General features: G+C 64.9%; 22 protein-coding genes and 1 pseudogene. 12 read left to right on the top strand and 11 right to left on the bottom strand.

Features of this window, described 5'->3' with window-relative positions:
* Positions 1–36: 36 nt before the first annotated feature.
* Entirely contained in the window at positions 37–1,974 is a 1,938-nt protein-coding gene (locus tag HDG33_RS01760) for an MFS transporter (RefSeq protein ID WP_184021804.1), read from the bottom strand.
* Positions 1,975–2,176: 202 nt separating this feature from the next.
* A complete protein-coding gene (locus tag HDG33_RS01755) occupies positions 2,177–2,644 on the bottom strand; it encodes a CBS domain-containing protein (RefSeq protein WP_018421164.1) in 468 nt (155 codons plus the stop codon).
* Positions 2,645–2,916: 272 nt separating this feature from the next.
* Between HDG33_RS01755 and HDG33_RS01750 the strand changes: the two genes are divergently transcribed.
* From HDG33_RS01750 to HDG33_RS01740, 3 genes are all read left to right on the top strand, one after another.
* The gene (locus tag HDG33_RS01750) at positions 2,917–4,311 is read left to right on the top strand and encodes an O-acetylhomoserine aminocarboxypropyltransferase (protein WP_184021801.1); all 1,395 of its coding nucleotides are present in this window, start codon (positions 2,917–2,919) and stop codon (positions 4,309–4,311) included.
* A complete protein-coding gene (locus tag HDG33_RS01745) occupies positions 4,308–5,141 on the top strand; it encodes an alpha/beta fold hydrolase (protein WP_184021798.1) in 834 nt (277 codons plus the stop codon). The genes HDG33_RS01750 and HDG33_RS01745 overlap by 4 nt, the downstream gene beginning before the upstream one ends.
* A 210-nt stretch (positions 5,142–5,351) precedes the next feature.
* Positions 5,352–5,672: an Mpo1-like protein gene (locus HDG33_RS01740; protein WP_184006183.1), complete on the top strand. Its 321-nt coding sequence runs from the start codon at positions 5,352–5,354 to the stop codon at positions 5,670–5,672.
* Between the two features lie 34 nt (positions 5,673–5,706).
* Here HDG33_RS01740 and HDG33_RS01735 read toward each other — a convergent pair whose 3' ends face one another.
* Complete coding sequence (locus tag HDG33_RS01735; protein ID WP_184021795.1) at positions 5,707–7,020, bottom strand: YihY family inner membrane protein; 1,314 nt, start codon at positions 7,018–7,020, stop codon at positions 5,707–5,709.
* A gap of 142 nt (positions 7,021–7,162) precedes the next feature.
* Here HDG33_RS01735 and wrbA point away from each other — a divergent pair, with 142 nt between their 5' ends.
* The 4 genes from wrbA to HDG33_RS01715 are packed head-to-tail and all read left to right on the top strand — an operon-like array spanning position 7,163 to position 10,643.
* Positions 7,163–7,765 (top strand): NAD(P)H:quinone oxidoreductase, encoded by a 603-nt coding sequence (gene wrbA / locus HDG33_RS01730; RefSeq protein WP_090801006.1) that lies wholly within the window; start codon positions 7,163–7,165, stop codon positions 7,763–7,765.
* A 10-nt stretch (positions 7,766–7,775) separates the two neighbouring features.
* Positions 7,776–8,333 carry a DUF2069 domain-containing protein gene (locus HDG33_RS37095; RefSeq protein ID WP_184021792.1) on the top strand — a complete coding sequence of 186 codons (558 nt, stop codon included), beginning with the start codon at positions 7,776–7,778 and terminating at the stop codon, positions 8,331–8,333.
* Positions 8,334–8,365: 32 nt separating this feature from the next.
* Entirely contained in the window at positions 8,366–9,784 is a 1,419-nt protein-coding gene (locus tag HDG33_RS01720; RefSeq protein ID WP_184021789.1) for an FAD-binding oxidoreductase, read from the top strand.
* A gap of 52 nt (positions 9,785–9,836) precedes the next feature.
* Positions 9,837–10,643 (top strand): metallophosphoesterase, encoded by an 807-nt coding sequence (locus HDG33_RS01715; protein ID WP_184021786.1) that lies wholly within the window; start codon positions 9,837–9,839, stop codon positions 10,641–10,643.
* Between the two features lie 43 nt (positions 10,644–10,686).
* On the opposite strand, the gene HDG33_RS01710 is transcribed toward HDG33_RS01715, so the two are convergent.
* Both HDG33_RS01710 and HDG33_RS01705 read right to left on the bottom strand, forming a co-directional pair.
* The gene (locus tag HDG33_RS01710) at positions 10,687–10,839 is read right to left on the bottom strand and encodes a hypothetical protein (protein WP_167368600.1); all 153 of its coding nucleotides are present in this window, start codon (positions 10,837–10,839) and stop codon (positions 10,687–10,689) included.
* A 225-nt stretch (positions 10,840–11,064) separates the two neighbouring features.
* Positions 11,065–12,003, bottom strand: coding sequence for a LysR family transcriptional regulator (locus HDG33_RS01705; RefSeq protein WP_184021783.1), 939 nt, complete (start codon positions 12,001–12,003; stop codon positions 11,065–11,067).
* Positions 12,004–12,158: 155 nt separating this feature from the next.
* Between HDG33_RS01705 and HDG33_RS01700 the strand changes: the two genes are divergently transcribed.
* From HDG33_RS01700 to HDG33_RS01685, 4 genes are read left to right on the top strand one after another with little or no spacing between them, the layout of a single operon-like run.
* Positions 12,159–13,784, top strand: a complete 1,626-nt coding sequence (locus tag HDG33_RS01700; RefSeq protein WP_184021780.1) for an efflux transporter outer membrane subunit — start codon at positions 12,159–12,161, stop codon at positions 13,782–13,784.
* Positions 13,785–13,792: 8 nt separating this feature from the next.
* The gene (locus HDG33_RS01695; protein ID WP_184021778.1) at positions 13,793–16,012 is read left to right on the top strand and encodes an FUSC family protein; all 2,220 of its coding nucleotides are present in this window, start codon (positions 13,793–13,795) and stop codon (positions 16,010–16,012) included.
* Positions 16,002–16,202, top strand: coding sequence for a DUF1656 domain-containing protein (locus tag HDG33_RS01690; protein ID WP_018421177.1), 201 nt, complete (start codon positions 16,002–16,004; stop codon positions 16,200–16,202). The genes HDG33_RS01695 and HDG33_RS01690 overlap by 11 nt, the downstream gene beginning before the upstream one ends.
* A 13-nt stretch (positions 16,203–16,215) precedes the next feature.
* Entirely contained in the window at positions 16,216–17,109 is an 894-nt protein-coding gene (locus HDG33_RS01685; RefSeq protein ID WP_184021775.1) for an HlyD family secretion protein, read from the top strand.
* A 261-nt stretch (positions 17,110–17,370) separates the two neighbouring features.
* Here the strand turns inward: HDG33_RS01685 and HDG33_RS01680 are convergent, their stop codons facing one another.
* From HDG33_RS01680 to HDG33_RS01660, 5 genes are all read right to left on the bottom strand, one after another.
* Positions 17,371–17,985, bottom strand: a complete 615-nt coding sequence (locus HDG33_RS01680) for an ankyrin repeat domain-containing protein (RefSeq protein WP_260330282.1) — start codon at positions 17,983–17,985, stop codon at positions 17,371–17,373.
* A gap of 302 nt (positions 17,986–18,287) precedes the next feature.
* Positions 18,288–19,103: an ankyrin repeat domain-containing protein gene (locus tag HDG33_RS01675; RefSeq protein ID WP_184021772.1), complete on the bottom strand. Its 816-nt coding sequence runs from the start codon at positions 19,101–19,103 to the stop codon at positions 18,288–18,290.
* 18 nt (positions 19,104–19,121) lie between these two features.
* A complete protein-coding gene (locus HDG33_RS01670) occupies positions 19,122–19,943 on the bottom strand; it encodes an ankyrin repeat domain-containing protein (RefSeq protein WP_184021769.1) in 822 nt (273 codons plus the stop codon).
* 98 nt (positions 19,944–20,041) lie between these two features.
* A complete protein-coding gene (locus HDG33_RS01665) occupies positions 20,042–20,863 on the bottom strand; it encodes an ankyrin repeat domain-containing protein (protein ID WP_184021766.1) in 822 nt (273 codons plus the stop codon).
* A 14-nt stretch (positions 20,864–20,877) separates the two neighbouring features.
* Complete coding sequence (locus HDG33_RS01660) at positions 20,878–22,194, bottom strand: DUF2974 domain-containing protein (protein WP_184021760.1); 1,317 nt, start codon at positions 22,192–22,194, stop codon at positions 20,878–20,880.
* A gap of 116 nt (positions 22,195–22,310) precedes the next feature.
* Here HDG33_RS01660 and HDG33_RS01655 point away from each other — a divergent pair.
* Positions 22,311–22,712, top strand: a pseudogene (locus HDG33_RS01655) (HlyD family efflux transporter periplasmic adaptor subunit); the annotation flags it as partial.
* A gap of 15 nt (positions 22,713–22,727) precedes the next feature.
* Here the strand turns inward: HDG33_RS01655 and HDG33_RS01650 are convergent.
* Positions 22,728–24,329, bottom strand: coding sequence for a methyl-accepting chemotaxis protein (locus tag HDG33_RS01650; RefSeq protein WP_184021758.1), 1,602 nt, complete (start codon positions 24,327–24,329; stop codon positions 22,728–22,730).
* Positions 24,330–24,435: the final 106 nt, after the last annotated feature.

Genomic DNA, 24,435 nt, shown 5'->3' with positions numbered 1-24,435 from the left:
AGCCCGCCATCTCGGCGTCCGCGCACCGGCCCACGGCTACTTGCGGGCGCCGCGCAGCTCGGTCACGATCCGCTGCAGCGTCTCCGGCGTCACGAGCGCCGGGTCGATCGGCTCGCCGACGGCGAGGCTCAGCCGGCTCATCACACCTTTGCTGATCGGCCGCGGCCAGGTTGCGTCCACCGCGCGCGAAAACACGCTGCCCCACAGCCCGCGCAGCGCCATCGGAATGACGGGCGCCGGCGTCCGCCTGACGATCTCGGCGACGCCGTGGCGAAACGGATTCAGCTCGCCGGTACGCGTCAGCTTCCCTTCGGGAAAGATACAGACTAGTTCGCCGTCCGCGAGCGCCTGCGCGCACAGGTCGTACGCACGCGCGAGCAGCGCCGCGTCCTGATGCACGGACGCGATCGGAATCGCCTTCGCGTGCCGGAACAGCCAGCCGACGAACGGCGAGCGGAAGATCTGATGGTCCATCACGAAGCGGATCGGCCGCGGGCTTTCGGCCATGATGACGATCGCATCGACGAAACTGACGTGGTTGCACACGAGCACCGCCGCGCCCTGCTCCGGAATCCGCTCCGCGTGCACGAGCCGGATCCGGTAGAACGTATGCACGAGCAGCCACGCGATGAAGCGCAGCAGGAACTCGGGCACGAGCGAATAGATGTAGCCCGCGACGACCACATTCAGAAGCGCGGTGACGAGGAAGAACGCCGGAATACTGAAGCCCGCGGCGGTCAGGCCCATCGCCATCAGCGCCGACACGATCATGAACAGCGAGTTGAGGATGTTGTTCGCGGCGATGATGCGCGCGCGATGGCTCGGCTGACTACGACTCTGGATCAGCGCATACAGCGGCACGCTGTAAAAGCCACCGAACATCGCGAGCAGGAACAGATCGGCGAGCACGCGCCAATGCGCCAGCCGCGCGAGAAATTCGCCAACGCTGAGCAGATGCCCCGCCGGCGGCAGCGCGTGGCTCGCGAAAAAAAGATCGATCGCGAACACGCTCATGCCGATCGAGCCGAGCGGCACGAGGCCGACTTCGATCCGCCGCTTCGAGAGCCGTTCGCACAACAGCGAGCCGATGCCGATGCCGATCGAAAACGTGGCGAGCAGCACGGTCACGACGTCGGGATCGGCGGACAGCACGTCCTTCGCGAAGTTGAAGAACGACGCGAGGAACGTCGCGCCGACGAACCACAGCCACGAAATGCCGAGCAGACCAAGAAACACCGTGCGGTTTTCGTGCGCGAGCTTCAGATTGCGCCACGTTTCGCTGACCGGGTTCCAGTTGATGCGCAACCCGGGCTGCGGCGCGGGCGTAGGCGGCACGAAGCCCGACACGGCGCGCCCGATCAGCGCGATCGCGATACACGCGCAAGCGAGCACCACTGCGCCATGCTCGGCGAACCCCGCGCCCGCGCCGCCGACGATCGTGCCGATCAGGATCGCGACGAAGGTGCCCATCTCGACCATGCCATTGCCGCCGACCAGCTTCGCCTGCGACAGATGCTGCGGCAGATACGAGTACTTGACCGGCCCGAATACCGTCGAATGCACGCCCATCAGGAACGTGCACAGGTACAGCAACGGCGCGCTGTGCAGCCAGAACCCCGCGCCGCCGACCAGCATCACCGCGATCTCGAAAGTCTTGACGAGGCGCGTGAGCAACGCCTTGTCGTACTTGTCCGCGATCTGGCCGGAAGTGGCCGAAAACAGCACGAAAGGCAGAATGAAAATCGCGGAGATCAGGAACGCCGCGGTTTTCGGGTCGACGCCCGAAAACCGCGCCGCCTGATACGTGACGAGCGACGTGAAGCCGATCTTGAACACGTTGTCGTTCATCGCGCCGAGAAACTGTGTCCAGAAGAACGGCGCGAAGCGGCGCTGGCCGAGCAGGCGGAACTGGGATTCGTGCGCTTCGTGCGCGCGAGCGGCGCGGCGGGCGGCGGGCAACGGACGATCGTTCATGAAGTCAGGAGAACGGCGCGGAAAAATGGCGATGAAGCGGACGGCACGGCCGGCAAGCGGATCGCCGCGACTCGCGCACGCGGCTCCCGCAATCCGCCCGCACCAGCTCCAGACACAAAAAAAGCGCCCGCTTGCGCGCGCGCCCTGTCGGCGGGTTCGCGCTCGCGGCGATGGCCGGAGCGCGACCTTCGAGCCACGCGCATCAACGCGCCGGCTGCTGGTCCTGTCCTTCCTGCTCTTCCGGCCAGTCGCGGATATAGGCCTTCAGCATGCGGTTCTCGAACCCCTGCTCCTCGACCACCGCCTTCGCGACGTCGTAAAACGAGATGACGCCCATCAGCGTGCGGCTTTCCATGACGGGCAGATAGCGCACGTGATGCTCGAGCATCATGCGGCGCACTTCGTTGACGTCGGTTTCGGGCGTGCAGGTGAGCGGATGGTCGTCCATCACCTTGCGGATCGTCGAGGTGCCGACGCTGCCGCCGTTCTCGCTCAAGGTCAGAATGATTTCGCGAAACGTCAGCATGCCGACGAGGTCGCCGTACTCCATCACGACGAGCGAGCCGATGTCGTGCTCGGCCATGGTATTGACGGCGTCATGCAGCGTGGTATCCGGCGTGACCGTAAAAAGGGTATTGCCCTTGACTTTAAGAATGTCGCTGACTCGCATGATCTATCTCCTGATACCGCCAATCTTGCAGTGCATGAAATGTTTTTTCGATCCTATCGGAAAGGCCCATAAAAGGAAAGCGGCCCGCCAGCCAAGGCGCGGCGGGCTTCGGAGACTCGAATTCGTCTGACTTCCAGATTGCGAGCATGCCCCGCTCCCGGCACGAGCCGCAGGAACCCGCGGGAAAACCGCGCTTGATGCGGCGCGCGCCAATGGTAGGATGGCCGCCCACCCCGATCTTTCGCGAGGCCGCTCGCGGCCCGCCGCCCACGATGTCCGCCAACCGTTTCGATACGCTTGCGCTGCACGCCGGCGCAGCCCCCGACCCTGCCACCGGCGCGCGCGCGACGCCGATCTACCAGACCACGTCGTTTTCGTTCCGCGACTCGGATCATGCCGCCGCGCTGTTCAACATGGAGCGCGCCGGCCACGTCTACTCGCGCATCTCGAATCCGACCGTCGCCGTGTTCGAGGAGCGCGTCGCCGCGCTCGAAAACGGCGCCGGCGCGATCGGCACCGCGAGCGGCCAGGCCGCGCTGCATCTGGCGATCGCGACGCTGATGGGCGCGGGTTCGCACATCGTCGCGTCGAGCGCGCTGTACGGCGGCTCGCACAATCTGCTGCATTACACGCTGCGGCGCTTCGGTATCGAGACGACCTTCGTCAAGCCCGGCGACCTCGACGCGTGGCGCGCCGCGCTGCGCCCCAACACGCGCCTGCTATTCGGCGAAACGCTCGGCAATCCGGGCCTCGACGTGCTCGACATCGCCGCACTCGCACAGATCGCGCACGCGCACCGCCTGCCGTTGCTGGTCGACTCGACCTTCACGACGCCCTACCTGCTGCGCCCCTTCGAGCACGGCGCCGACCTCGTCTACCACTCGGCGACCAAGTTTCTCGGCGGCCACGGCACGACGATCGGCGGGGTGCTGGTCGACGGCGGCACGTTCGACTTCGAGGCTTCCGGCCGCTTTCCCGAATTCACCGAGCCGTACGACGGTTTCCACGGCATGGTATTCGCCGAGGAATGCACCGTCGCGCCGTTCCTGCTGCGCGCGCGTCGGGAAGGCTTGCGCGACTTCGGCGCGTGCCTGCATCCGCAGGCCGCGTGGCAGCTGCTGCAAGGCATCGAGACACTGCCGTTGCGCATGGAGCGTCACGTCGTCAACACACGGCGCGTGGTGGAGTTTCTCGCCGGTCATGCGGCGGTCGAATCGGTCGCCTATCCCGAGTTGCCGACGCATCCCGACCACGCGCTCGCCAGGCGGCTGCTACCGCGCGGCGCGGGCGCCGTGTTCAGCTTCAACCTGCGCGGCGACCGCGCGGCCGGGCGCGCCTTCATCGAAGCGCTCACGCTCTTCTCGCACCTCGCGAACGTCGGCGACGCGCGCTCGCTGGTGATTCACCCGGCATCGACGACGCACTTCCGCATGGATGCCGCCGCGCTCGCCGCGGCCGGTATCACCGAAGGCACGATCCGTCTGTCGATCGGGCTCGAAGATCCGGATGACCTGATCGACGATCTCAAGCGCGCGCTGAAGGCCGCGCAAAAAACCGCGCAACCGGCGAGCGGCGGTCGTACCGCAACGCCGAGCAGCGCCTCACAACAGACCGCCACTGCCGCGCCCGCCGCCACGAGCACCCCCGCCCGCCCGGAGTCCGCATGATCGTCACCGTTCAAGGCAAACCGGCCTACGCCTACACCGGCGGCAAACCCTTCGACGCGAGCCTGCCAACCGCCGTGTTCATCCACGGTGCCGAGCACGATCACAGCGTGTGGGCGCTGCAAAGCCGCTACTTCGCGCATCACGGCTTCGGCGTGCTCGCGGTCGATCTGCCGGGCCACCGACGCAGCGCCGGCCCCGCGCTCGCCAGCATCGCCGCGCTGGCCGACTGGCTCGCTGCGCTGCTCGACGCCGTGGGCGTCACGCGTGCGTTCGTCGCCGGTCACAGCATGGGCTCGCTGATCGCGCTCGACTTCGCCGGCCGCTATCCGCGGCGCGCAACGCATCTTGCGCTGCTCGCCACCGCGCTGCCGATGACGGTCTCCGACGCGCTGCTCGACGCCGCGCTCAATCGCGAGCCCGAGGCAATCGGCATGGTCAACCAGTGGTCGCATTCGACGCTCGCCGCGAAGCCCTCGTGCCCCGGCCCCGGTTTCTGGCTGCACGGCATGAACCAGCGGCTGATGGAGCACGTGTCCGCGAGCGGCGAGCCGCATCTGTTCCACACCGACTTCACCGCCTGCCATACCTATGCGGACGGCCACGCTCGTGCGGCGCAGGTGCGTTGCGCCACGCGCCTGATCGTTGGCCGGCGCGATGCGATGACGCCGCCGCGCGCGGCGAAAGCGCTTGCCGATGCGCTCGCGCAGGCGGGCACGCCGGTCGACACCGTCACGCTCGATGCGGGCCACGCGTTGATGACCGAGCAACCCGACGCGACGCTCGATGCGCTGTACGGCTTCGCTTCGCGGCCGCCGCACGAAGCGGGCTGAAGGGGCGCGCGATGGCGCGCTCGCCGCGCGCCTCGGCGCTCCGCGGGCGGCCGTCGGGAATGCCATTGCGAATCGCCACCGAATCACTACCGAACGACCACGATACCCACGCCGAACCCGCCGCGCCATCTGCCGAATGGCCAGGTTGCGCCAGGCAGGCGATCGCCGGAGAATGATTGAAGCTGTCTTTCTCAGCCTCCGGAGGCCGTCATGGCTCATACAGCACATACCGATCACTTCGCGAACTTCGCGGAGTTTTATCCGTACTACCTGAGCGAGCATCGCAATCTCGTGTCGCGGCGGCTGCATTTCGTCGGCTCGCTCGGCGTCATTGGCTGCCTCGCGATGGCGCTCGCTACCGGCGACTGGCTATGGTTGCCGGCGGCCGTGGTGTGCGGCTACGGCTTCGCGTGGGTCGGCCATTTCTTCTTCGAAAAGAACCGGCCTGCCACCTTCCGTCATCCGTTTTACAGCCTGATGGGCGACTGGGTGATGTTCAAGGACATCTGCGTGGGGAAGATCTCGTTGTAGTTTTATCGGGGCGGCTCGAAGTCTGGCCGCCCTATCACGCTGCCTGGTGCGGCATCGAAGCCGCCGCGCGCTCGCCATCGCCGGGTCGCGCCGCCCGTGCCGCCGCGCGCGAGGCGAGCAACGCGGCGAGCGTCACCTTCAGCTGGTCGTTGTCGAGCGCGGCGAGCAGCATGCCGCCGTCCACGCGTGTGGAGTCGAGTTCGAGCTGATACGTAAGCTCCGCGCGGTCGATCACGAACAGGTCGTACAGCCGCTGCACGGTCACCTGCGCCGGGTTCGCGAGCAGCACGAAGTGCGGGCCGGTATGGTCCTCCTCCAGCCGCGCGATCCACTCGATCTCCTCGAGACGCTGCAACAGCATCAGCGTCGTATCCTTGTCGCGGCGAAGCATCCGGGCAAGCTCGGGCATCGTGTAGCCGCGTCTGCCGCCCTCACGCGCTTCGCACAGCCGCGCGAGCAATTCGAGCGAATCGAACAGATTGCTGCCATAGAACACGGGGCGGTGAAACTGACCGATGCGAATCGCCGGCAACGCCGATGCGATCATCGCGCCGGTCAGCGTGATGAACCAGCACAGGTACATCCACACCAGGAACAGCGGCACCGCGGCGAACGCGCCGTACACCGCCGTATAGGTCGGAATACGGCGCACGTAGTAGCCGAAGCCGCGCTTGGCGAGCTCGAACGCGACCGCGGCGATCACGCCGCCGACCACCGCGTCGCGCCATTCGACACGGCAGTTCGGCAGATAAACGTAAAGGATCGTGAACGCGAGCATCGTGAACGGCAGCGAGGCGCTCGCGAGCGCCCATTCGATCAGCGGTGTGATGCGCTGCGCGGCGCTAAACGACATCGATTGCGTGAACACATACGACGAGATGGACAGGCTCACGCCGATCAGGATCGGACCGAGCGTGATGATCGCCCAGTACACGAGAATGCGCTGCGCGACGGGCCGCGCCTTGCGCACGCGCCAGATCACATTGAATGCGGACTCGACGGTCATCATCGTCATCACCGCGGTGACGAACAGGATGATCATGCCGATCGTGGTCAGCCCTTTGGCCTTCGATGCGAACTGGTTCAGATACTTGAAGATCTGATCGTTCAGTTGCGCGGGCATCAGGTGGTCGGCAAGAAAAAACTGCAGCGACGCCTGGAACGAGCTGAAGATCGGAAACGCGGTGAACAGCGCAAACGCGACGGTGGCGAGCGGCACGAGCGCGAGCATCGTCGTGAACGTCAGGCTGCCCGCGACCTGCGGAATCCGGTCCTCGCCGATGCGTTGCGCCGCGAATTGCGCGAGCCGTTTGAGCGTGTCGAGATCGAAACGCACCCTAACCAACAAACCTGCCTCCTTGCTTGCTGAACCGTCAGACCGGGACTGCGGGAACTCCGCGCGGCGTTTGGCCGAAGCGCCTGGCCGAACGGCTATGAGCGGCCTGTGCAACTGACCGAACCCCTATAATACCCGTTCAATGATGAGGCCTATGAAAGACATTCTCGTGCTTTATTACAGCCGTCACGGCGCCACCCGCGAGCTCGCGCTGGCGATCGCGCACGGCGTCGACAGCGTCCCCGGCATGCAGGCGCGCGTGCGCACCGTGCCGGCGGTCTCCACGGTTTGCGAGGCGAGCGAGCCGGACATTCCCACCGAAGGACCACCGTACGTCGAGCTGCGCGACCTCGAAGAATGCGCGGGCCTCGCGCTCGGTTCGCCGACCCGCTTCGGCAACATGGCGGCCGCGCTCAAATACTTTCTCGACGGCACCACGCCGCAGTGGCTATCCGGTGCACTGTCGGGCAAGCCGGCCTGCGTGTTCACGTCGACCGGCAGCCTGCACGGCGGCCAGGAATCCACGCTGCTGTCGATGATGCTGCCGCTGCTCCATCACGGCATGCTGATCGTCGGCATTCCATACACGGAGAGCGCGCTGTCCACCACGCAGACCGGCGGCACGCCGTACGGCGCGTCGCATTACGCGCGCGCGGGCACGACCGGCCATGGCATCTCCGCCGACGAACGGACGCTGGCGATTGCGCTTGGTGCGCGCGTTGGGCGCACGGCGGCGTCGATGTCCGAAAGGCCGTGAGCGTAAAGCCGTGAACGAACCGGATCCGCAACCCACCGAACGCGACGACGCCCGTCGTGACGCGGGTGGCGCTGAACTCGCGGCCACGAACTCCGGGGGCCACGCGAACGCGGCGCCCGCAAGCCTCGCGGCCAACGCGTCGGCATCTACGACCGTCGTCCCCGTGCAACCCAAAGCTGCCGCCGCGCTCGTCGCCGCTTTCACACTGGTCTCGATGATCGTGCTTGCCGTCGCATGGGAATGGTGGCTCGCGCCGTTGCGCTCTGGCGGCTCGCTGCTCGTGCTGAAAGCGTTGCCGCTACTCTCCGCGTTGCCGGGCGTGTGGCGACGTCGGCTTTACACGATGCAATGGGCGTCGATGCTGATCCTGCTGTATTTCGCCGAAGGCGTCGTGCGTGCCTGGAGCGATCATGGCTTGAGCGCGCGGCTCGGCTGGCTTCAGGCGGCGCTCGCCATGATCTTCTTCACCTGCGCACTCGCGTATGTCGGACCGTTCAAGCGCGCGGCGAAACGAGCCGCAAAGCAGGCTGCAAAGCAGGCCGCCAGCGAACCGATTCCGCCCGCCTGACGCCCAAGCCCCAACACCGTCAACCGATCCACATGACCCACACCGCTTTTCTCGCCGCCTGCCGCGACGCCATCGGCGCGACTTACGTACTGACCGATCCGCACGACACCGCTCCCTTTCTGACCGACTGGCGCCGCCGCTACACCGGCGCGGCCTGCGCGGTGCTGTGCCCGGCCACGTCCGCGGAAGCCGCCGCGCTCGTCAGGCTCGCGGTCGAACATTGCGTCGCGCTGGTGCCGCAGGGCGGCAATACCGGCCTCGCGGGCGGCGCGACACCCGACGCGAGCGGTGCGCAGGCGGTCATCAGCCTGCGCCGCCTGAATCGCGTGCGCGACATCGATCCGCACAACAACACGATCACGGTCGAAGCCGGCGTGATCCTCGCCGACGTGCAGAAGCACGCCGAAGCGGCCGGGCGTCTGTTTGCGCTGAGCCTTGCCGCCGAAGGCAGCTGCACGATCGGCGGCAATCTGTCGACCAACGCGGGCGGCACCGGCGTGCTGCGCTATGGCAACGCGCGCGAGCTATGTTTCGGCCTCGAAGTGGTGACGCCGCAAGGCGAACTGTGGGACGGCCTGCGCGGGCTGCGCAAGGACAACACCGGCTACGATCTGCGCGACCTGTTCATCGGCGCGGAAGGCACGCTGGGCCTGATCACCGCGGCGGTGCTCAAGCTGCATCCGCAGCCGGCCGCGCGCGTCACCGCGCTCGCCGCGCTCGCGTCGCCGCACGCGGCGCTCGATTTTCTCGCGCTCACGCAACGCGTCGCCGGGCCGCTCCTGACCGGCTTCGAACTGATGTCGGATTTCTGCCTGCGCCTCGTCGGCCGGCATTTCGAGCAGATGCGTTATCCGTTCGCCGAACCGCATGCGCAGGTCGTACTGCTCGAACTGTCGGACAGCGAAAGCGAAGTGCACGCGCGCACGCTGTTCGAGGGGCTGATGGAAACCGCGCTCGAACAAGGTCTCGTGGAAGACGCCGTGGTGGCGGAAAACCTCGCGCAGTCTCGCGCGTTCTGGAATCTGCGCGAGCACATTCCGCTCGCCCAAGCCGAGGAGGGCCTGAACATCAAGCACGACATCGCGGTGCCGATTTCACGCGTCGGCCACTTCATCGAAGCGACCGATGCGGCAATCGCGCAAGCCGCGCCGGGCGCGCGCATGGTCACGTTCGGCCATCTCGGCGACGGCAATCTGCACTACAACGTGCAGGCGCCCGAGGGCGTCGATGCGAAGGCGTTTCTGCGGCAGTACCAGAGCCCGATCAACCGGATCGTCTACGACAGCGTCGATGCGCATCGCGGCAGCATCAGCGCGGAACACGGACTCGGCCAGTTGAAGATCGACGAAGCCGCCCGCTACAAGCAGGACGTCGAGGTGCGGATGATGCGCGCGATCAAGCAGGCGCTCGATCCGCTGAACCTGATGAATCCGGGCAAGGTGCTACGCTAATATCTGAAGCCTGCGCGATCCGGCGCGCAGGCGTTTTGCAGGAGTCGCGTCCGTGAAGATTCGCGTGCTGTCCGATCTGCATCTGGAAAACGACGAGCCTGAACTGATCCCGCATGCGCAGGCGGATCTCGTGGTGCTGGCGGGCGACATCCACAATCATGCGGCCGGCCCGCGCTGGGCAGCGCAGGCGTTCGACGACGCCGTGCCGGTCGTCTACGTGCCGGGCAATCATGAGTACTACGACGGTGAATTCGGCGCGCTGGAGAGCGCGATGCTCGACGCGGCCGCGCAGGTCGACAACGTGCATGTGCTGAACAACGCCGCGCTGGTCGACAGCCAGGGCCGCTGGCGCGTGCTCGGCACGACGTTGTGGACCGACTTCGCGCTGTACGGCGCGACGCCGGATGCAATCGAGGAATCGATCGTCGCCGCGCGCCGGGTCATGCTCGACTATCGCGGGCTGATCCAGATGAACTGGCCGCACGACCCGCGCGACGCCGCGCGCGACTTCACGCCCGCCGATTCGCTCGCGCTGCACCAGCATGCGCGCGCGTGGCTCGAAAGCGAGCTTGCCAAACCGTTCGCCGGCCAAACGATCGTGGTCACGCATCACGCGCCGCATCGGCTGAGCCTGGCCGGGCGTTTTGCCGAAGACCGCGTGTCGGCGGGCTTCGTCAACCATCTGCCCGAGCTCGTGCGCGCGCCTGTCGCATTGTGGATTCATGGCCACACGCATACGTCGTTCGACTACGTGGTGGACGGCACGCGCGTCGTGTGCAATCCGCGCGGCTATTTCGACCGGCGCACGCGCCAGTGGGAAAATCCGCTGTTTGCGTGGGACAAGGTCGTCGAGATCTAGCGTGTGCTAGCGGGCCTCTTGCATCAGATCAACCCGCCGCCGCTCACCGCTCGCGCCGCGGCGCATCCTGTGACTCGACCTCGACCGGCACGAGCCGCGGCTGCTGTTCGCGCATGCGGCGCAGCAGATCGCGCGACGCGGCGACGCCGATCAGTCCAAACATGACGGCCAAGCCGATCATCAGGTGCGTATCCATGAGTGTGTCGTCCTTCAGTGGTTGCGAGGCGCCGAACGGCGCCGAATCCAGCGCGTCCGGCCGGAGCGGCGGCGCGTGAACGACACGTTAACAAATCGACTGCGTGTGAGAAGTAAAGAAATGTTGCGACGCGGCGCGTGTGTAACAGGCTGTCACGCCGCGTGCCCACTCCGCGTGCCGCACTCCGCGTGCCGCCCGAACGTCAATGCTTGACGAGCAGACCGTTCAGGTCCGCGCGAACTGCCGCAACTCCTCCTGATCCGCCGCCAGCGTCGAAGGCAACTCGTCGCGCAGGAATTCGACCCACGTGCGGATCTTCGCATCGAGATACTGCCGCGACGGATACAGCGCATACAGATTCATCTGCTGCGACGTGTACCCGGGCATCAGCCACACCAGTTCGCCGCTGCGCAAACGGCTGATCGCCGAGTAGATCGGAATCAGCGCTACGCCCATGCCCTGGGCGACGGCCACGACCATCGCCTCGGCCACGTTCACCTGAAACGTCGCCGCGCCGAGCGAGACGACTTCCTCGCCGTGCGGGCCGTCGAAGGTCCATTTGTCCGGTGGATTCACCGGCGTCACCATCTGCAGACAGGCGTGCTGCGCGAGGTCCGCAGGCGTTTGCGGCACGCCGCGCCGTTCGAGGTACGCCGGCGACGCGCACGCAATGCTGAACGCGCTGCCAAGGCGCTGCGACACCAGCCCCGAATCCGGCAGGCCGGTCGCGAGCGTCAGCGACACGTCGAAGCCTTCGTCGAGCAGATCGGGCATGCGCTGCGCGAGCGTCAGTTCGATATGCACGTCCGGGTAGCGCTGCTGGTAACGGCCCACGGCCGGCACCACGTAGTGCTGGCCGAAGCTCGTCATCGCGTGCACCTTGAGCTTGCCGGACGGACGCGCGTGCGCGTCGCTCGCCTCGGCCTCCGCCTGATCCACGTACGCGAGAATCTGCTCGCAGCGCTGCAGATAGCGCTCGCCAGCTTCGGTCAGCGCGATGCGGCGCGTGGTCCGGTTCAAAAGCCGCGTGCGCAGATGCGCTTCCAGATCGGAAACCGCGCGCGACGCGTAGGCCGTCGTCGTATTCAGATGCTGCGCGGCGCCCGTGAAGCTGCCCGCTTCGACGACGCGGACGAAAACGCGCATGTTTTGAAGCGTGTCCATACCTATCCTCAGAAATCGGCAGCGATTGTTACACGATCAGCAAGGGCGATTATCTCATGTCTGGTAAAAATGCCTTGCATCCTTACCGGTTATTCCGCAATCGATCAAAAAATATAATTGCGCACAAGCTTCTATAGTCAAATTTGGAGGAAATCGTGCAGTCTCCGGTACCCAAAGGGATCGCCGCAGCCGCGGTTCTTACGATCCTATTAACAATCGCCGGATGCGCAAGTACCGGAGGCGTCGCGCCGCAAACGCACACGATCAATCCTGCGTCGCTCGATGCGGGCAACGCAATCCGCGCCGCCAACGCCGATGCGCAGTGGCCCGCCGCCGACTGGTGGCGCGCCTATGACGATCCGCAGCTGGACCGGTGGATCGCGGACGCGCAAGCCGGCAATCCCAGTCTCGCGGTCGCCCAGGCGCGCGTGCGTGAGGCGGCGTCGATGGCCGGCGTCGCGCGCGCGGCGCTCGCTCCGCAGGTCAACGGCAGCCTGTCGATCCAGCGCCAGCAGTGGGCCGACAACGTGTTCTACGGTCCGGGGCCGCTCGCCGGCGAGCAGTCGTGGAACAACACCGGCACGCTCGGCCTCGCGTATCACCTCGATTTCTGGGGCAAGGACAAGAACGCCGCCGAGCGCGCGCTCGACCTCGCGCACGCCAGCGCCGCCGACGCGCGCGCCGCGCAGCTCGAGTTGCAGGCGAACGTCGTGCGCACCTATATCGAGATGTCGCTGAACTACGCGTTGCTCGACATCGCGAAGGCCACGCTGCAGCAACAGCAGCAGATCGTCGACCTCGCGAACCGGCGCCTGAAGGGCGGCATCGGCACGCAGCTCGAAGTGAGCCAGGCCGAGACGCCGATACCCGAGTACGAGCGCCAGATCGACGCGATCGAGGAGAAGATCGCGCTCGGCCGCAATCAGTTGGCCGCGCTCGCGGGCAAGGGTCCGGGCGCCGGCGACGCGATCCAGCGCCCGGCGCTGTCGCTCGCCGCGCCCGCTGGTCTGCCGGCCGCGCTGCCCGCGGATCTGATCGGCCACCGGCCGGACGTGGTCGCGGCACGCTGGACGGTCGCCGCGCAGGCGCGCGGCATCGACGTCGCCAAGGCCGGGTTCTATCCGGACATCAACCTGCTCGCGTCGATCGGCGGCTATGCGGCGATGGGGCCGCTGTTCCAGTTCCTGAAGAGTCCGTCGCATAGCTGGAGCGTGGGTCCCGCGCTGACGCTGCCGATCTTCGACGGCGGCCGGCTGCGCTCGCAGCTCGGCGCGGCGTCGGCGGGCTACGACGAGGCCATCGAGCGCTACAACCAGTCGATCGTGGGCGCGCTGAAGGACATCTCCGACCAGGTGATCCGCATCCGTTCGCTGACCACCCAGGCCGACGACGCCGACCGCTCGGTCGCCGCCGCGCGCAGGAACTACGAGCTGTCGCGCGAAGGCTACCGGCGCGGCTTGACCGACTATCTGAACGTGCTGGTCGCGCAAAACCAGTTGCTGCGCGCGCAGGAAGGCGTCGCCAAAGTGCAGGCCGAGCGGCTCGGCGCGCATGCGTCGTTGATGACGGCGCTCGGCGGCGGTCTCGACGATCCGGCCAACGGTCCGCGGGATAACGAAACGTTGCCGGCGCATGGCAAGGGCAGCGGCGAGAGCAAGAGCGGCGCGGCGAGTAGCGACACGGCAACAGCGGATGCGGATGCCAACGCCAACGCCAGGACCAATGCAGCCATCACCGCCACCACCGCCTCGCGCGCCCCGAACGCGCCCGCGTCCGAGTAAGGAAGGCCATGTCCTCCTCGCCCTCCCCGTCGAGCGCGCGCCCCGCCTCGTTCGCCGCGCTCTACGAAGCCGCCGCCCACTGGGCGCGCACCGACGGCCTCGTATGGATCTATCTGTTCAAGTCGCTCGCCGCGTGCTTCCTCGCGCTCGGCATCGCGATGAAGCTCGATCTGCCGCAGCCGCGCACCGCGATGACCACCGTGTTCATCGTGATGCAGCCGCAAAGCGGCGCAGTGTTCGCGAAGAGCTTCTATCGGATCTGCGGCACGCTGGTCGGTCTCGTCGTGATGCTCGCGCTGATCGGACTGTTCGCGCAGCAGCCGGAGCTGTTCCTCGTCACGACCGCGATCTGGGTCGGCATCTGCACCGCCGGCGCCGCGCGCAATCGCAACTTCCGTTCGTACGGCTTCGTGCTGGCGGGCTACACGGCCGCGCTGATCGGCATCCCCGCTTCGCAGCATCCGGACGGCGCGTTCCTGAGCGCGCTCACGCGGGTCGCGGAAGTGGTGATCGGCATCATCTGTGCGGGCGCGGTCAGCGGCCTCGTGTTTCCGCAGTTCGCCGGCCTGCAGATGCGCGGCACCGTGCGTGCGCGCTTCTCGGCGTTCGTCGAGTACGTGTCGGCGTCGCTTGCCGGGCGCAACGACCGCGCCCAGATCGAGGCGACCAATGCGCGCTTCGTCGCCGACATCGTCGGCTTCGAGGCCGCGCGTAGCATCGCCGTGTTCGAAGGCCCCGATTCGCGGATACGCGGCGGGCGCCTCGCGCGTCTGAACAGCGAGTTCATGACCGCGTCGACGCGCTTTCACGCGCTGCATCAACTGATGAACCGTCTGCGCGACAGCGGCACGCACGGCGCGTCGATCGCGATCGACGCGCTCGAACCGTACTTCAAGGAGATCGCGCCGTTGCTCGCGAAGTCGGGCGAGCCGGTGCTGAGCGCGGCCGACGCGGCGCACGCCGCGGCCCAGCTCGACACCTACAGGAGCGAGTTGCCCAAACGCGTGCGCGCGACGCGCGACGAGCTCGAAACGCACCCCGACGCGCCGTTGCTCGATTTCGACACGGGCGCCGAGCTGCTGTACCGCTTCATCGACGACCTGCATGCGTACGCGGCGACCTACGCGTCGCTCGCCGTCGACAAGCACGCGCGCGAACGCTGGATCGAGCGCTACGAGCCGAAAACCAACGCGATCGCGGCCGGCGTCGCGGGCCTGCGCGCGGCCATCGTGATGATGGTGCTCGGGGCGTTCTGGATCGCCACCGCGTGGCCGAGCGGCTCGACGTTGACGCTGGTCGCAGCGACCGTGTGCGCGCTCGCGTCGGCGTCGCCGGATCCGAAGCGCACCGCGTTCAGGATGGCCGGCGGCACGGTGCTCGCGACGCTGATGGGCATGATCGCGGTGTTCGGCGTGTATCCGCACGTCGACGGCTTCGTGATGCTGTGCGTCGCGCTCACGCCGTTCCTGCTGCTCGGCGTGTTGATGACCACGCGTCCGACGCTCGCGGGCTACGGCGTCGGCTACTGCATCTTCTTCTGCTTCCTCGCCGGCCCCGACAACGTGATTCACTACGACCCGAGCGCGTTCATGAACGACGCGCTCGCGCTGGTGCTGTCGATGCTGGTGTCGTCGATCGCGTTCGCGGTGCTGCTGCCGCCGTCGACGCCGTGGCTGCGCAACCGCCTGCTCGTCGACCTGCGCCGCCAGGTGGTGCTGGCCGGCCGCGCGGGTCTGGCACGCGTGCGCTCGCGCTTCGAAAGCGGCGCACGCGATCTGATGTTCCAGATCAACGCGCTGTCGCAGAACGAGCCCGAAACGAAGCGCGACACGCTGCGCTGGCTGTTTTCGGTGTTGGAGGTCGGCAACGCGGTGATCGACCTGCGCCGCGAAATCGCGACGCTGCCCAACGAGCCGCGCTACCACAAAGCGGCACCGTGGCGCGTCGCGCTGCGCGCGCTGCGCGATGCGCTCGCGGCGCTGTTCGAGCGGCCGCGGCAGCAGCACTTCGCGCGTGCGCTCGCGGCGACCGCCGATGCGATCGCGCAAGTGCAGCAGCTGATGGCCGGCTTCACGCCATCGCGTGAAGAACGCCATCAGCTGTTGCGCATCCTCAGTCAATTGCATTTCATCCGTACCGCGCTGCTCGATCCGCAGTCGCCGCTTGCCTCGGCGATCGGCGCGCGCGCGGACGCATCAGAAGAAAAAGGAGTTCCTCATGCCGCGTGATATCGCCGTGCTCGATGCCTATGTGCCGGCCATTGTGCTGCTGTTCATCGCGGGCGCCGCGTTGACCTGGCTCGTCGATCGCGTGATCGCCTATACGGGCCTCTATCGCGTGGTGTGGCACCCCTCCCTGTTCCGGGCCAGCTTGCTCGTGTCCGTGTGCGGCCTTCTCGGCCTCGCCGTTTATCGTTGATCAGAGTCGAAACATGACCATCCGAAATCTTGTGGGCTTCATCGCGACAGCCGTCATTTTCATCGTCGCGATCGTGATTGGCCGCGTGCTGTGGGTCCATTACATGGACGAACCGTGGACCCGCGACGGCCGCGTGCGCGCCGAGATCGTCAACGTCGCGCCGGACGTGTCGGGCGCGATCGTCGATCTGCCGGTCAAGGACAACCAGTTGGTGAAGAAGGGCGACCTGCTGATGCAGATCGATCCGTCGCATTACCAGATCGCGGTCGAGCAGGCGCAGGCCGCCGTTGCCGCGCGCAAGGCCGAGTTGCAGATGAAGCGCGACGACGCGCAACGGCGTGCCGACATGGATTCGCAGGTGGTGTCGAAGGAAAGCCGCGAAAACGCGACGCATACCGCGTCCGCCGCCGATGCCGCCTATCAGCAGGCACTCGCCGCGCTCGACGCCGCGAAGCTGAACCTCGAGCGCACGCGCGTCGTGTCGCCGGTCGACGGCTACGTGACGAACCTGTCCGTGTTCCGCGGCGACTATGCGAGCGCGGGCGCGGCGAAGCTCGCGATCGTCGACAGTCACTCGTTCTGGGTGTATGGCTACTTCGAGGAAACCAAGCTGCCGCACGTGCGCGTCGGCGATCAGGCCGAAGTGCGGCTGATGAGCGGCGGCACGCTGCAAGGCCACGTGGAGAGCATCTCGCGCGGCATCTACGACCGCGACAATCCGCAAAGCCACGAGCTGCTCGCGGACGTGAATCCGACCTTCAACTGGGTGCGACTCGCGCAGCGCGTGCCGGTGCGCGTGCGGATCGACTCGGTGCCGCCCGACGTGATGCTGGCGGCGGGCACGACCTGCACGGTGGTGGTGCGGCCGGGGACGGGCTCCGGCTCCTCGTCGGCCAACGCGAGCTGACGCCCGCGCCGCCTTTTATAGCCTGAACTGCCCCACCATCGCCTTCAGCCCGCGCGCCTGATCGTCGAGCGAGCGGGCTGCGGCGGTGGCCTCCTCCACCAGCGCGGCGTTCAGTTGCGTGCCCGGAGCCTATCCGCCTTTTCGTGTGCGAGTCGGTTTAAAAAATCCTACCCCCTCGCCAGCGTGAAGCGCTCGCCAAACAGGATGACGAACTGGTTCATCGCGGACTTCCAGTCGAAGGTTGCCCTTTCGGTCTCTGCGTCAAGGCAGCGGATGCTTGCTGTCATCGAGCCGTCGCGGAGGATTGGCTCCCCAACGTGCTTTTATCTGTTCCGGAGTCTCCGGAGGCCATTTCACGCCCATCTTGATGATGCGGTCCCCAATCTCGATTAGCTTTTTGTAGGTCGGGGAATTGGGCGCGAAGGTATTAATGTCATCCCATATCCCTAGTGGGAATGACTCGCCATTAATGTTGTAGGTGTTGGGGTTTGCCCCATGGTCCAGCAAGTAGTCAATTTGATCTAGTGCGCGATTTGCCAGCGCTTGATACAGCACTGAATTACGTAACGAATCGCGCCGGTTCACATCCGCGCCACGTTCCACCAGCAGCCTGAGCGAACCAGATGTCGACTCTCTTGCAACGAAGAAAATGATGGGTCTGCGGCCCTCGATCATGGTGTTGGGGTCAACCCCACCGTCCAGCATCGCGCGCAGGAATTCCGGATGGGAGTTGTTGAGCATGACCCCGAGGGGGCTGCCATAATCCGGTACTTCCTGCAAGGGATCGGCCCCGGCCCTCACCACCTCCGACGCAACCGCAAGCCGGTGCGGGTCGCGCTGCAACGCCTCCTGAAAGGCAAAAAACAGCATCGTCATGTTCTTGCGCCCAGGCGTCTTCAGGTCTGTCTTCGGGGCCAGTCGCCGGACCTGCTCCATATCACCTCGCTCGATGGCCTGCGCCAGTTCGAGTTGCGGGTCGCTAAAAAAATCAGTGGCGGGAAATTTTTTTCATTGCATGAACCACAGGGGATAGCGCCAGTAACAGCACCGGCACGATAAGAATTCGGCTGAGTGTTTTCATCGCTTCTTGCCTGAAAAACAAAACCCCACGCTCCGAAAAACGTGGGGTTGGTCAGCAGTCTGAGGGCTACCCGGATGTAGCACTTTCGGTCTCGGCTTCAAGGCAGCGGAAGCTTGCTGTCATCGAGCCGTCGCGGAGGATTGGCTCCCCAACGTGCTTTTATCTGTTCCGGAGTCTCCGGAGGCCATTTCACGCCCATCCTGATGATGCGGTCTCGGATTTCGACCAGTTTGACACCTGATTCAGAGGTGGAGCCTATATGTTCTATCTGCGATTCCAATTGTCTTGGGAATGAGATTCCATTGATGTTGTAAGTGTTGGGGTTGGCTCCGTGATCGAGAAGGTAATTGACTGCCCCGGTGTCGTAGCCAGTTAGCGCTTCGTAGAGAGATGTGTTGCGCAATGAATCGCGCCGGTTCACATCCGCGCCACGCTCCACCAGCAACTTGAGCGAGCCCAATTTACGATCGCTTGCAACATCAAAAATTATCGGGGTGCCTTCTGATATCAAATTTGGATCAACACCGCCGTCCAGCATCGCACGCAGGAATTCCGGGTGCGAGCTGTTGAGCCCGACCCCGAGCGGATCGCCAAAATTCGGCACTTCCTGCAAGGGATCGGCCCCCGCCCTCACCACCTCCGACGCAACCGCAAGCCGATGCGGGTCGCGCTGCAACGCCTCCTGAAACGCAAAAAACAGCATCGTCATGTTCTTGCGTCCGGGCGTGTTCAGGTCTGTCTTCGGGGCCAATCGCCGGACCTGCTCCATATCACCTCGCTCGATGGCCTGCGCCAGTTCGAGTTGCGGGCCGCTAAAAAAATCAGTGGCGGGAAATTTTTTCATTGCATGAACTACAGGGGATAGCGCCAGTAACAGCACCGGCACGATAAGAATTCGGCTGAGTGTTTTCATCGCTTTCAGCCCCGTTATTCAAGGCAGCGGAAGCTTGCTGTCATCGAGCCAACGTGGTGCGTTTGCCCCCCAGCGCGCCCGTATCTGTGCCGGTGTCTTCGGGGGCCATTTCACGCCCATCCTGATGATGCGATCCCGAATCTCGATTAGCTTCATGTAGGTCGGAGAATTGGGCGCGGATGCGTTATCGGCAATGCGCGTTGATAGCGCCTGAGGAAACGACAGGCCTTTGATATCGTAGGTGTCGGGGTTCGCCCCATGATCCAGCAAGTAGTCAATTTGATCTAGTGCGCGATTTGCCAGCGCCTCATACAGCACTGAATTACGCAACGAATCGCGCCGGTTCACATCCGCGCCACGCTCCACCAGCAGCTTGAGTGAGCCAGATGTCGACTCTCCTGCAACAAAGAAAATTAATGGATCTCCCTTGTAGACCAGATTAGGATCAACGCCCCCGTCCAGCATCGCGCGCAGGAATTCCGGGTGGGAGCTGTTGAGCACGACCCCGAGGGGGCTGCCAAAATCCGGTACGGCCTGCAAGGGATCGGCCCCGGCCCTCACCACCTCCGACGCAACCGCAAGCCGATGCGGGTCGCGCTGCAACGCCTCCTGAAAGGCAAAAAACAGCATCGTCATGTTCTTGCGTCCGGGCGTGTTCAGGTCCGTCTTCGGTGCCAGCCGCCGGACCTGCTCCATGTCACCTCGCTCGATGGCCTGCGCCAGTTCGAGTTGCGGGCCGCTAAAAAAATCAGTGGCGGGAAATTTTTTCATTGCATGAACCACAGGGGACAGCGCCAGTAACAGCACCGGCACGATAAGGATTCGGCTGAGTGTTTTCATCGCTTCTTGCCTGAAAAAACAAAACCCCACGCTCCGAAAAACGTGGGGTTGGTCAGCAGTCTGAGGGCTACCCGGATGTAGCTCTTCCGGTTTCTGCCTCAAGGTAGCGGAAGCTTGCTGTCATCGAGCCGTCGCGGAGGATTGGCTCCCCAACGTGCTTTTATCTGTTCCGGAGTCTCCGGAGGCCATTTCACGCCCATCTTGATGATGCGGTCCCGGATTTCGACCAGCTTCATGTAGGCTGGTGAATCAGGCGCGGAGGCGTTTCTGTTGATGTCATGTGAAAGCGCGAATGGGAACGATACTCCGTTGATGTTGTAAGTAGACGGGTTTGCGCCGTGATCGAGAAGGTAGTCAATCTGGTCGAGTGCGTTGTTCATCAATGCTTCAAATAGCACTGAATTACGCAACGAATCGCGCCGGTTCACATCTGCGCCACGCTCCACCAGCAGCCTGAGCGAACCAGATGTCGACTCCTTTGCAACATCAAAAATTATCGGGGTGCCTTCTGAAATCAAGTTTGGATCAACACCGCCGTCTAGCATCGCACGCAGGAATTCCGGGTGCGAGCTGTTGAGCACGACCCCGAGCGGATCGCCAAAATTCGGCACTTCCTGCAAGGAATCGGCCCCCGCCCTCACCACCTCCGACGCAACCGCAAGCCGATGCGGGTCGCGCTGCAACGCCTCCTGAAACGCAAAAAACAGCATCGTCATGTTCTTGCGTCCGGGCGTGTTCAGGTCTGTCTTCGGGGCCAATCGCCGGACCTGCTCCATATCACCTCGCTCGATGGCCTGCGCCAGTTCGAGTTGCGGGCCGCTAAAAAAATCAGTGGCGGGAAATTTTTTCATTGCATGAACTACAGGGGATAGCGCCAGTAACAGCACCGGCACGATAAGAATTCGGCTGAGTGTTTTCATCGCTTTCAGCCCCGTTATGACAGTGTTTCAAGTACGGAGATGTCCTCCGCCTTCTGCTGCTCGATGCCGTCTATTGCCTGCCTGATGAAGTGCCGCGACACCGGCGATCCGCTGCCGGGCAGGGGATAGGCAGTACCGGCTGCACCGGGTAGGGGCGTCCACGTCTGTGCCACGGTCAGAATGTCGCCGTTCACATGGTACGCATTGATGTTCGATGGCGTGACCTGGCCGCCGTAATGCTGGACCGTCTTCGGGTGCAGGCCCGCTGCATTGAAGCTCCAGCAGTCCTTGCCTCTGGCGACGGATGCAGCCGAACACAGGCCACCGCCTAACGAGTGACCTGTTATGTCGATAGGTTCTGCTGAGAAGGCTAATTTTTTGCCTGTATTGACAGCCCTCTCGTAATAGGGCGATTCCCTATCCACGCTTTGGCTAAAGTTGTTCGACCAGTCGGCCAGGCTCGTCATTTCGGTTCCCTTGAAGGCGAGGGTGGGCTTCATATCGTCGCCGAAGACATGACGATCGGGTTCGTATAGCTGCGCTCCAAAATTGGAACCCTTGATTTTCAGGTCTTTCGGCTTCAAGCCATACCAATCCAGAAATTCCATATCCCCGCTGCGGTTCGTCCACCCTTCGGGCACCGGCCTGGACGGCTCGTAGACATGATCGGAGAGTCTGGCCTTCTCCACCGCGACATTGTTGCGCGCAAGCCGTTCAGCCGCTGCCCGCACGCGCCCGGACATGGTCGCATTGCCCGCCGCAATCAGCGCCTTGCGCGTCTGCCACCGCTGCGCCTTGGTCAGTGCCTGTGGTATCTCGATGCGCGGCGGTGTCGCCCGGGCTGCGCGCGCAGCGTTCAGCTGCGTTTGCCAGGTGGCCGGATCATACTGGACGGACAGCACAGGTTCACCGTCCGGGTGACTGCCGGTCCTCCCTTCGGGATTCATTAACGGCGTGCCGCTGTACGGTGACGGAAACAGGCCATTACGCGGACCTTTAACGGCAAGCAGTTTGCCCCGGCGCATCTCTTCGAACAGAGCAACGATGACCCGCCAGCCATCGGTGTCAGGGTTCCGGTCCCGTACATCATGAAAAAACAGCCAGTGACTGTCGATGAGATTCTTGACTAGCTTCCGGTCCTCCTCCCACTTTCCGCGATTCAGTGTGGCGATAGCAAGAAATTCGCGGGTCTCCGCCCAGGCTCTCTGAAGGTCTGCGGCCTTGCCGAGGCACGCTTTATAGTGCCATTCGTCGCAGATGACGTACCAGGTACCCGGTGGCCGCTGGCAGAACAGCTCCAGGGAGTGCATCTCAAATACGGACAGGGACATAGGTGTGTCGATGGTCTATCTGAAGTCGCTGCCAGGATTGACAGCAGTCAGATGATTACCGTGCGACAGGCAGTCCGTACATGGGCGACGGCCCAAAATCTCCACAGCTTTCGATGAACCTGTCCGTGTTCCGCGGCGACTATCCGACGGCCGGCGCCGCGAAGCTCGCGATCGTCGATAGTCACTCGTTCTGGGTGTATGGCTACTTCGAGGAAACCAAGCTGCCGCACGTGCGCGTCGGCGATCAGGCCGAAGTGCGGCTGATGAGCGGCGGCACGCTGCAAGGTCACGTGGAGAGCATCTCGCGCGGCATCTACGACCGCGACAATCCGCAAAGCCACGAGCTGCTCGCGGACGTGAATCCGACCTTCAACTGGGTGCGCCTCGCGCAGCGCGTGCCGGTGCGCGTGCGGATCGACTCGGTGCCGCCCGACGTGATGCTGGCGGCGGGCACGACCTGCACGGTGGTGGTGCGGCCGGGGACGGGCTCCGGCTCCTCGTCGGCCAACGCGAGCTGACGCCCGCGCCGCCTTTTATAGCCTGAACTTCCCCACCATCGCCTTCAGCCCGCGCGCCTGATCGTCGAGCGAGCGGGCCGCGGCGGTGGCCTCCTCCACCAGCGCGGCGTTCTGCTGCGTGCCCGAGTCCATCTGCGTGACCGCGAGACTGATCGCCTCGATACCGGCGCTCTGCTCGGACGACGCCGCCGAAATCTCGCCCATGATGTCGGTCACGCGCTTCACGGCCTTGACGACTTCGTCCATCGTCTGACCGGCGTCCGCGGCGAGCGTCGAGCCGTTGCCGACGCGCTCGACCGAAGTCTGGATCAAGCCCTTGATCTCCTTGGCGGCCGCCGCGCTGCGCTGCGCGAGATTGCGCACTTCCGCCGCGACGACCGAAAAGCCGCGCCCCTCCTCGCCCGCGCGCGCCGCCTCGACGGCCGCGTTCAGCGCGAGAATGTTGGTCTGGAACGCGATCCCCTCGATCACGCCGATGATGTCGCCGATGCTGCGCGCGCTGTCGTTGATCTCGTTCATCGTCGCCACCACGCGGCTCACGACCGCACCGCCCTGCTCGGCGATCGCCGACGCGTTGTTCGCGAGCGTGCTCGCCTGCTTTGCGTTGTCGGCGTTCTGACGCACCGTCGAGGTCAGCTGCTCCATGCTGCTCGCGGTGCGCTCGAGCGCGAGCGCCTGCTGTTCGGTACGCTGCGACAGATCGAGATTGCCCATCGAAATCTGCCCGGACGCGGTCGCGATCGCATCGGCGCTCGACGCGATGTCGGCAACCGTCGTCGCGAGTCCGCTTTGCATGTCGGACAGCGCGAACAGCATGCTCGCACGGTCCTTGCCGCCGAGCGCGATGCGGTTCGACAGATCGCCCGCGGCGATGCGGCGCGCGATCTCCTTCGCGTACGCGGGCTCGCCGCCGAGCTGCGCGGTGAGTCGCCGCACGACCCACGCGGCGATGCCGATCGCGAGCACGATCAGTGCGAACGTCATCACCGCGATCATCACGAACGACGAGTGATAGATGAAACCGGACGCGTCGATCGTCGCCTTCGCGGCGGTGCCGCGCTGCGCGACGAGTTCGTCGACGAGCTTTTCGAGCTTGCCGGTTTCGACGAGCAGCGACACGTCCTGCGTGCCGACCTGCCAGTTCATCTGTGACAGATCGAGCGGCTGCGCTTTCACGAGCGTGACGAAGTCGCGCAGGTGACTGCTCCATGCCGCGACCGCCGCGGTGAACGCCTTCTGCGCGCCGAGCGCCTTCGCGTCCGACTTATCGACGTACTGCTGGAGCGTGCGCAGTTGCTCGTTGAGACCTGCGAGGCCGCGCTCGATGTCGGCCCCGAGTTCGTCGCGCTCCTTCGCGGTGGTCGCGGTGAGCAGCATCTTTTGCGCGCGGCTCGCGCGCAGCATGTGGCCGCGCGCTTCCTCGGCGGCGCGGCTCGCGACGTGGCCCTGGTCGTAGATCGATTGCGCGGACGCGTTCAGCCGGCCGATCTGCAGCAGCGAAAACACGCCGATCAGCAGCGTGCCGGCGAGCAGAATCGCAAACGCGATCCGCAGCGTCGCCTTGACCGACAGGCCGTTGAACTTCGTTGCCGCTGCGCTGTGTGCCACTGCTTTCATCATCCCCGTCCCCACATGTCGACGCGCCGGAAGGTCGGTTCCGGCATCACCACTTATCTCCCCGGGTCTACGGCAGCGCGCCCCGCGATCTTGAATTTCGCTTGTG

The sequence above is a fragment of the Paraburkholderia sp. Cpub6 genome, assembly GCF_014201065.1.
GTDB classification, from domain to species: domain Bacteria; phylum Pseudomonadota; class Gammaproteobacteria; order Burkholderiales; family Burkholderiaceae; genus Paraburkholderia; species Paraburkholderia tuberum.
The sequence above is the reverse complement of the archived record's forward strand: the minus strand, read 5'-3'. Positions and strand labels throughout refer to the sequence as shown.

Coding starts and splice junctions, on each gene's coding strand:
- HDG33_RS01760 (WP_184021804.1), bottom strand. CDS start 1,974: ATGAACGATCGTCCGTTGCCCGCCGCCCGCCGCGCCGCTCGCGCGCAC.
- HDG33_RS01755 (WP_018421164.1), bottom strand. CDS start 2,644: ATGCGAGTCAGCGACATTCTTAAAGTCAAGGGCAATACCCTTTTTACG.
- HDG33_RS01750 (WP_184021801.1), top strand. CDS start 2,917: ATGTCCGCCAACCGTTTCGATACGCTTGCGCTGCACGCCGGCGCAGCC.
- HDG33_RS01745 (WP_184021798.1), top strand. CDS start 4,308: ATGATCGTCACCGTTCAAGGCAAACCGGCCTACGCCTACACCGGCGGC.
- HDG33_RS01740 (WP_184006183.1), top strand. CDS start 5,352: ATGGCTCATACAGCACATACCGATCACTTCGCGAACTTCGCGGAGTTT.
- wrbA (WP_090801006.1), top strand. CDS start 7,163: ATGAAAGACATTCTCGTGCTTTATTACAGCCGTCACGGCGCCACCCGC.
- HDG33_RS01720 (WP_184021789.1), top strand. CDS start 8,366: ATGACCCACACCGCTTTTCTCGCCGCCTGCCGCGACGCCATCGGCGCG.
- HDG33_RS01710 (WP_167368600.1), bottom strand. CDS start 10,839: ATGGATACGCACCTGATGATCGGCTTGGCCGTCATGTTTGGACTGATC.
- HDG33_RS01705 (WP_184021783.1), bottom strand. CDS start 12,003: ATGGACACGCTTCAAAACATGCGCGTTTTCGTCCGCGTCGTCGAAGCG.
- HDG33_RS01695 (WP_184021778.1), top strand. CDS start 13,793: ATGTCCTCCTCGCCCTCCCCGTCGAGCGCGCGCCCCGCCTCGTTCGCC.
- HDG33_RS01690 (WP_018421177.1), top strand. CDS start 16,002: ATGCCGCGTGATATCGCCGTGCTCGATGCCTATGTGCCGGCCATTGTG.
- HDG33_RS01685 (WP_184021775.1), top strand. CDS start 16,216: ATGACCATCCGAAATCTTGTGGGCTTCATCGCGACAGCCGTCATTTTC.
- HDG33_RS01680 (WP_260330282.1), bottom strand. CDS start 17,985: ATGACGATGCTGTTTTTTGCCTTTCAGGAGGCGTTGCAGCGCGACCCG.
- HDG33_RS01675 (WP_184021772.1), bottom strand. CDS start 19,103: ATGAAAACACTCAGCCGAATTCTTATCGTGCCGGTGCTGTTACTGGCG.
- HDG33_RS01670 (WP_184021769.1), bottom strand. CDS start 19,943: ATGAAAACACTCAGCCGAATCCTTATCGTGCCGGTGCTGTTACTGGCG.
- HDG33_RS01665 (WP_184021766.1), bottom strand. CDS start 20,863: ATGAAAACACTCAGCCGAATTCTTATCGTGCCGGTGCTGTTACTGGCG.
- HDG33_RS01660 (WP_184021760.1), bottom strand. CDS start 22,194: ATGTCCCTGTCCGTATTTGAGATGCACTCCCTGGAGCTGTTCTGCCAG.
- HDG33_RS01650 (WP_184021758.1), bottom strand. CDS start 24,329: ATGAAAGCAGTGGCACACAGCGCAGCGGCAACGAAGTTCAACGGCCTG.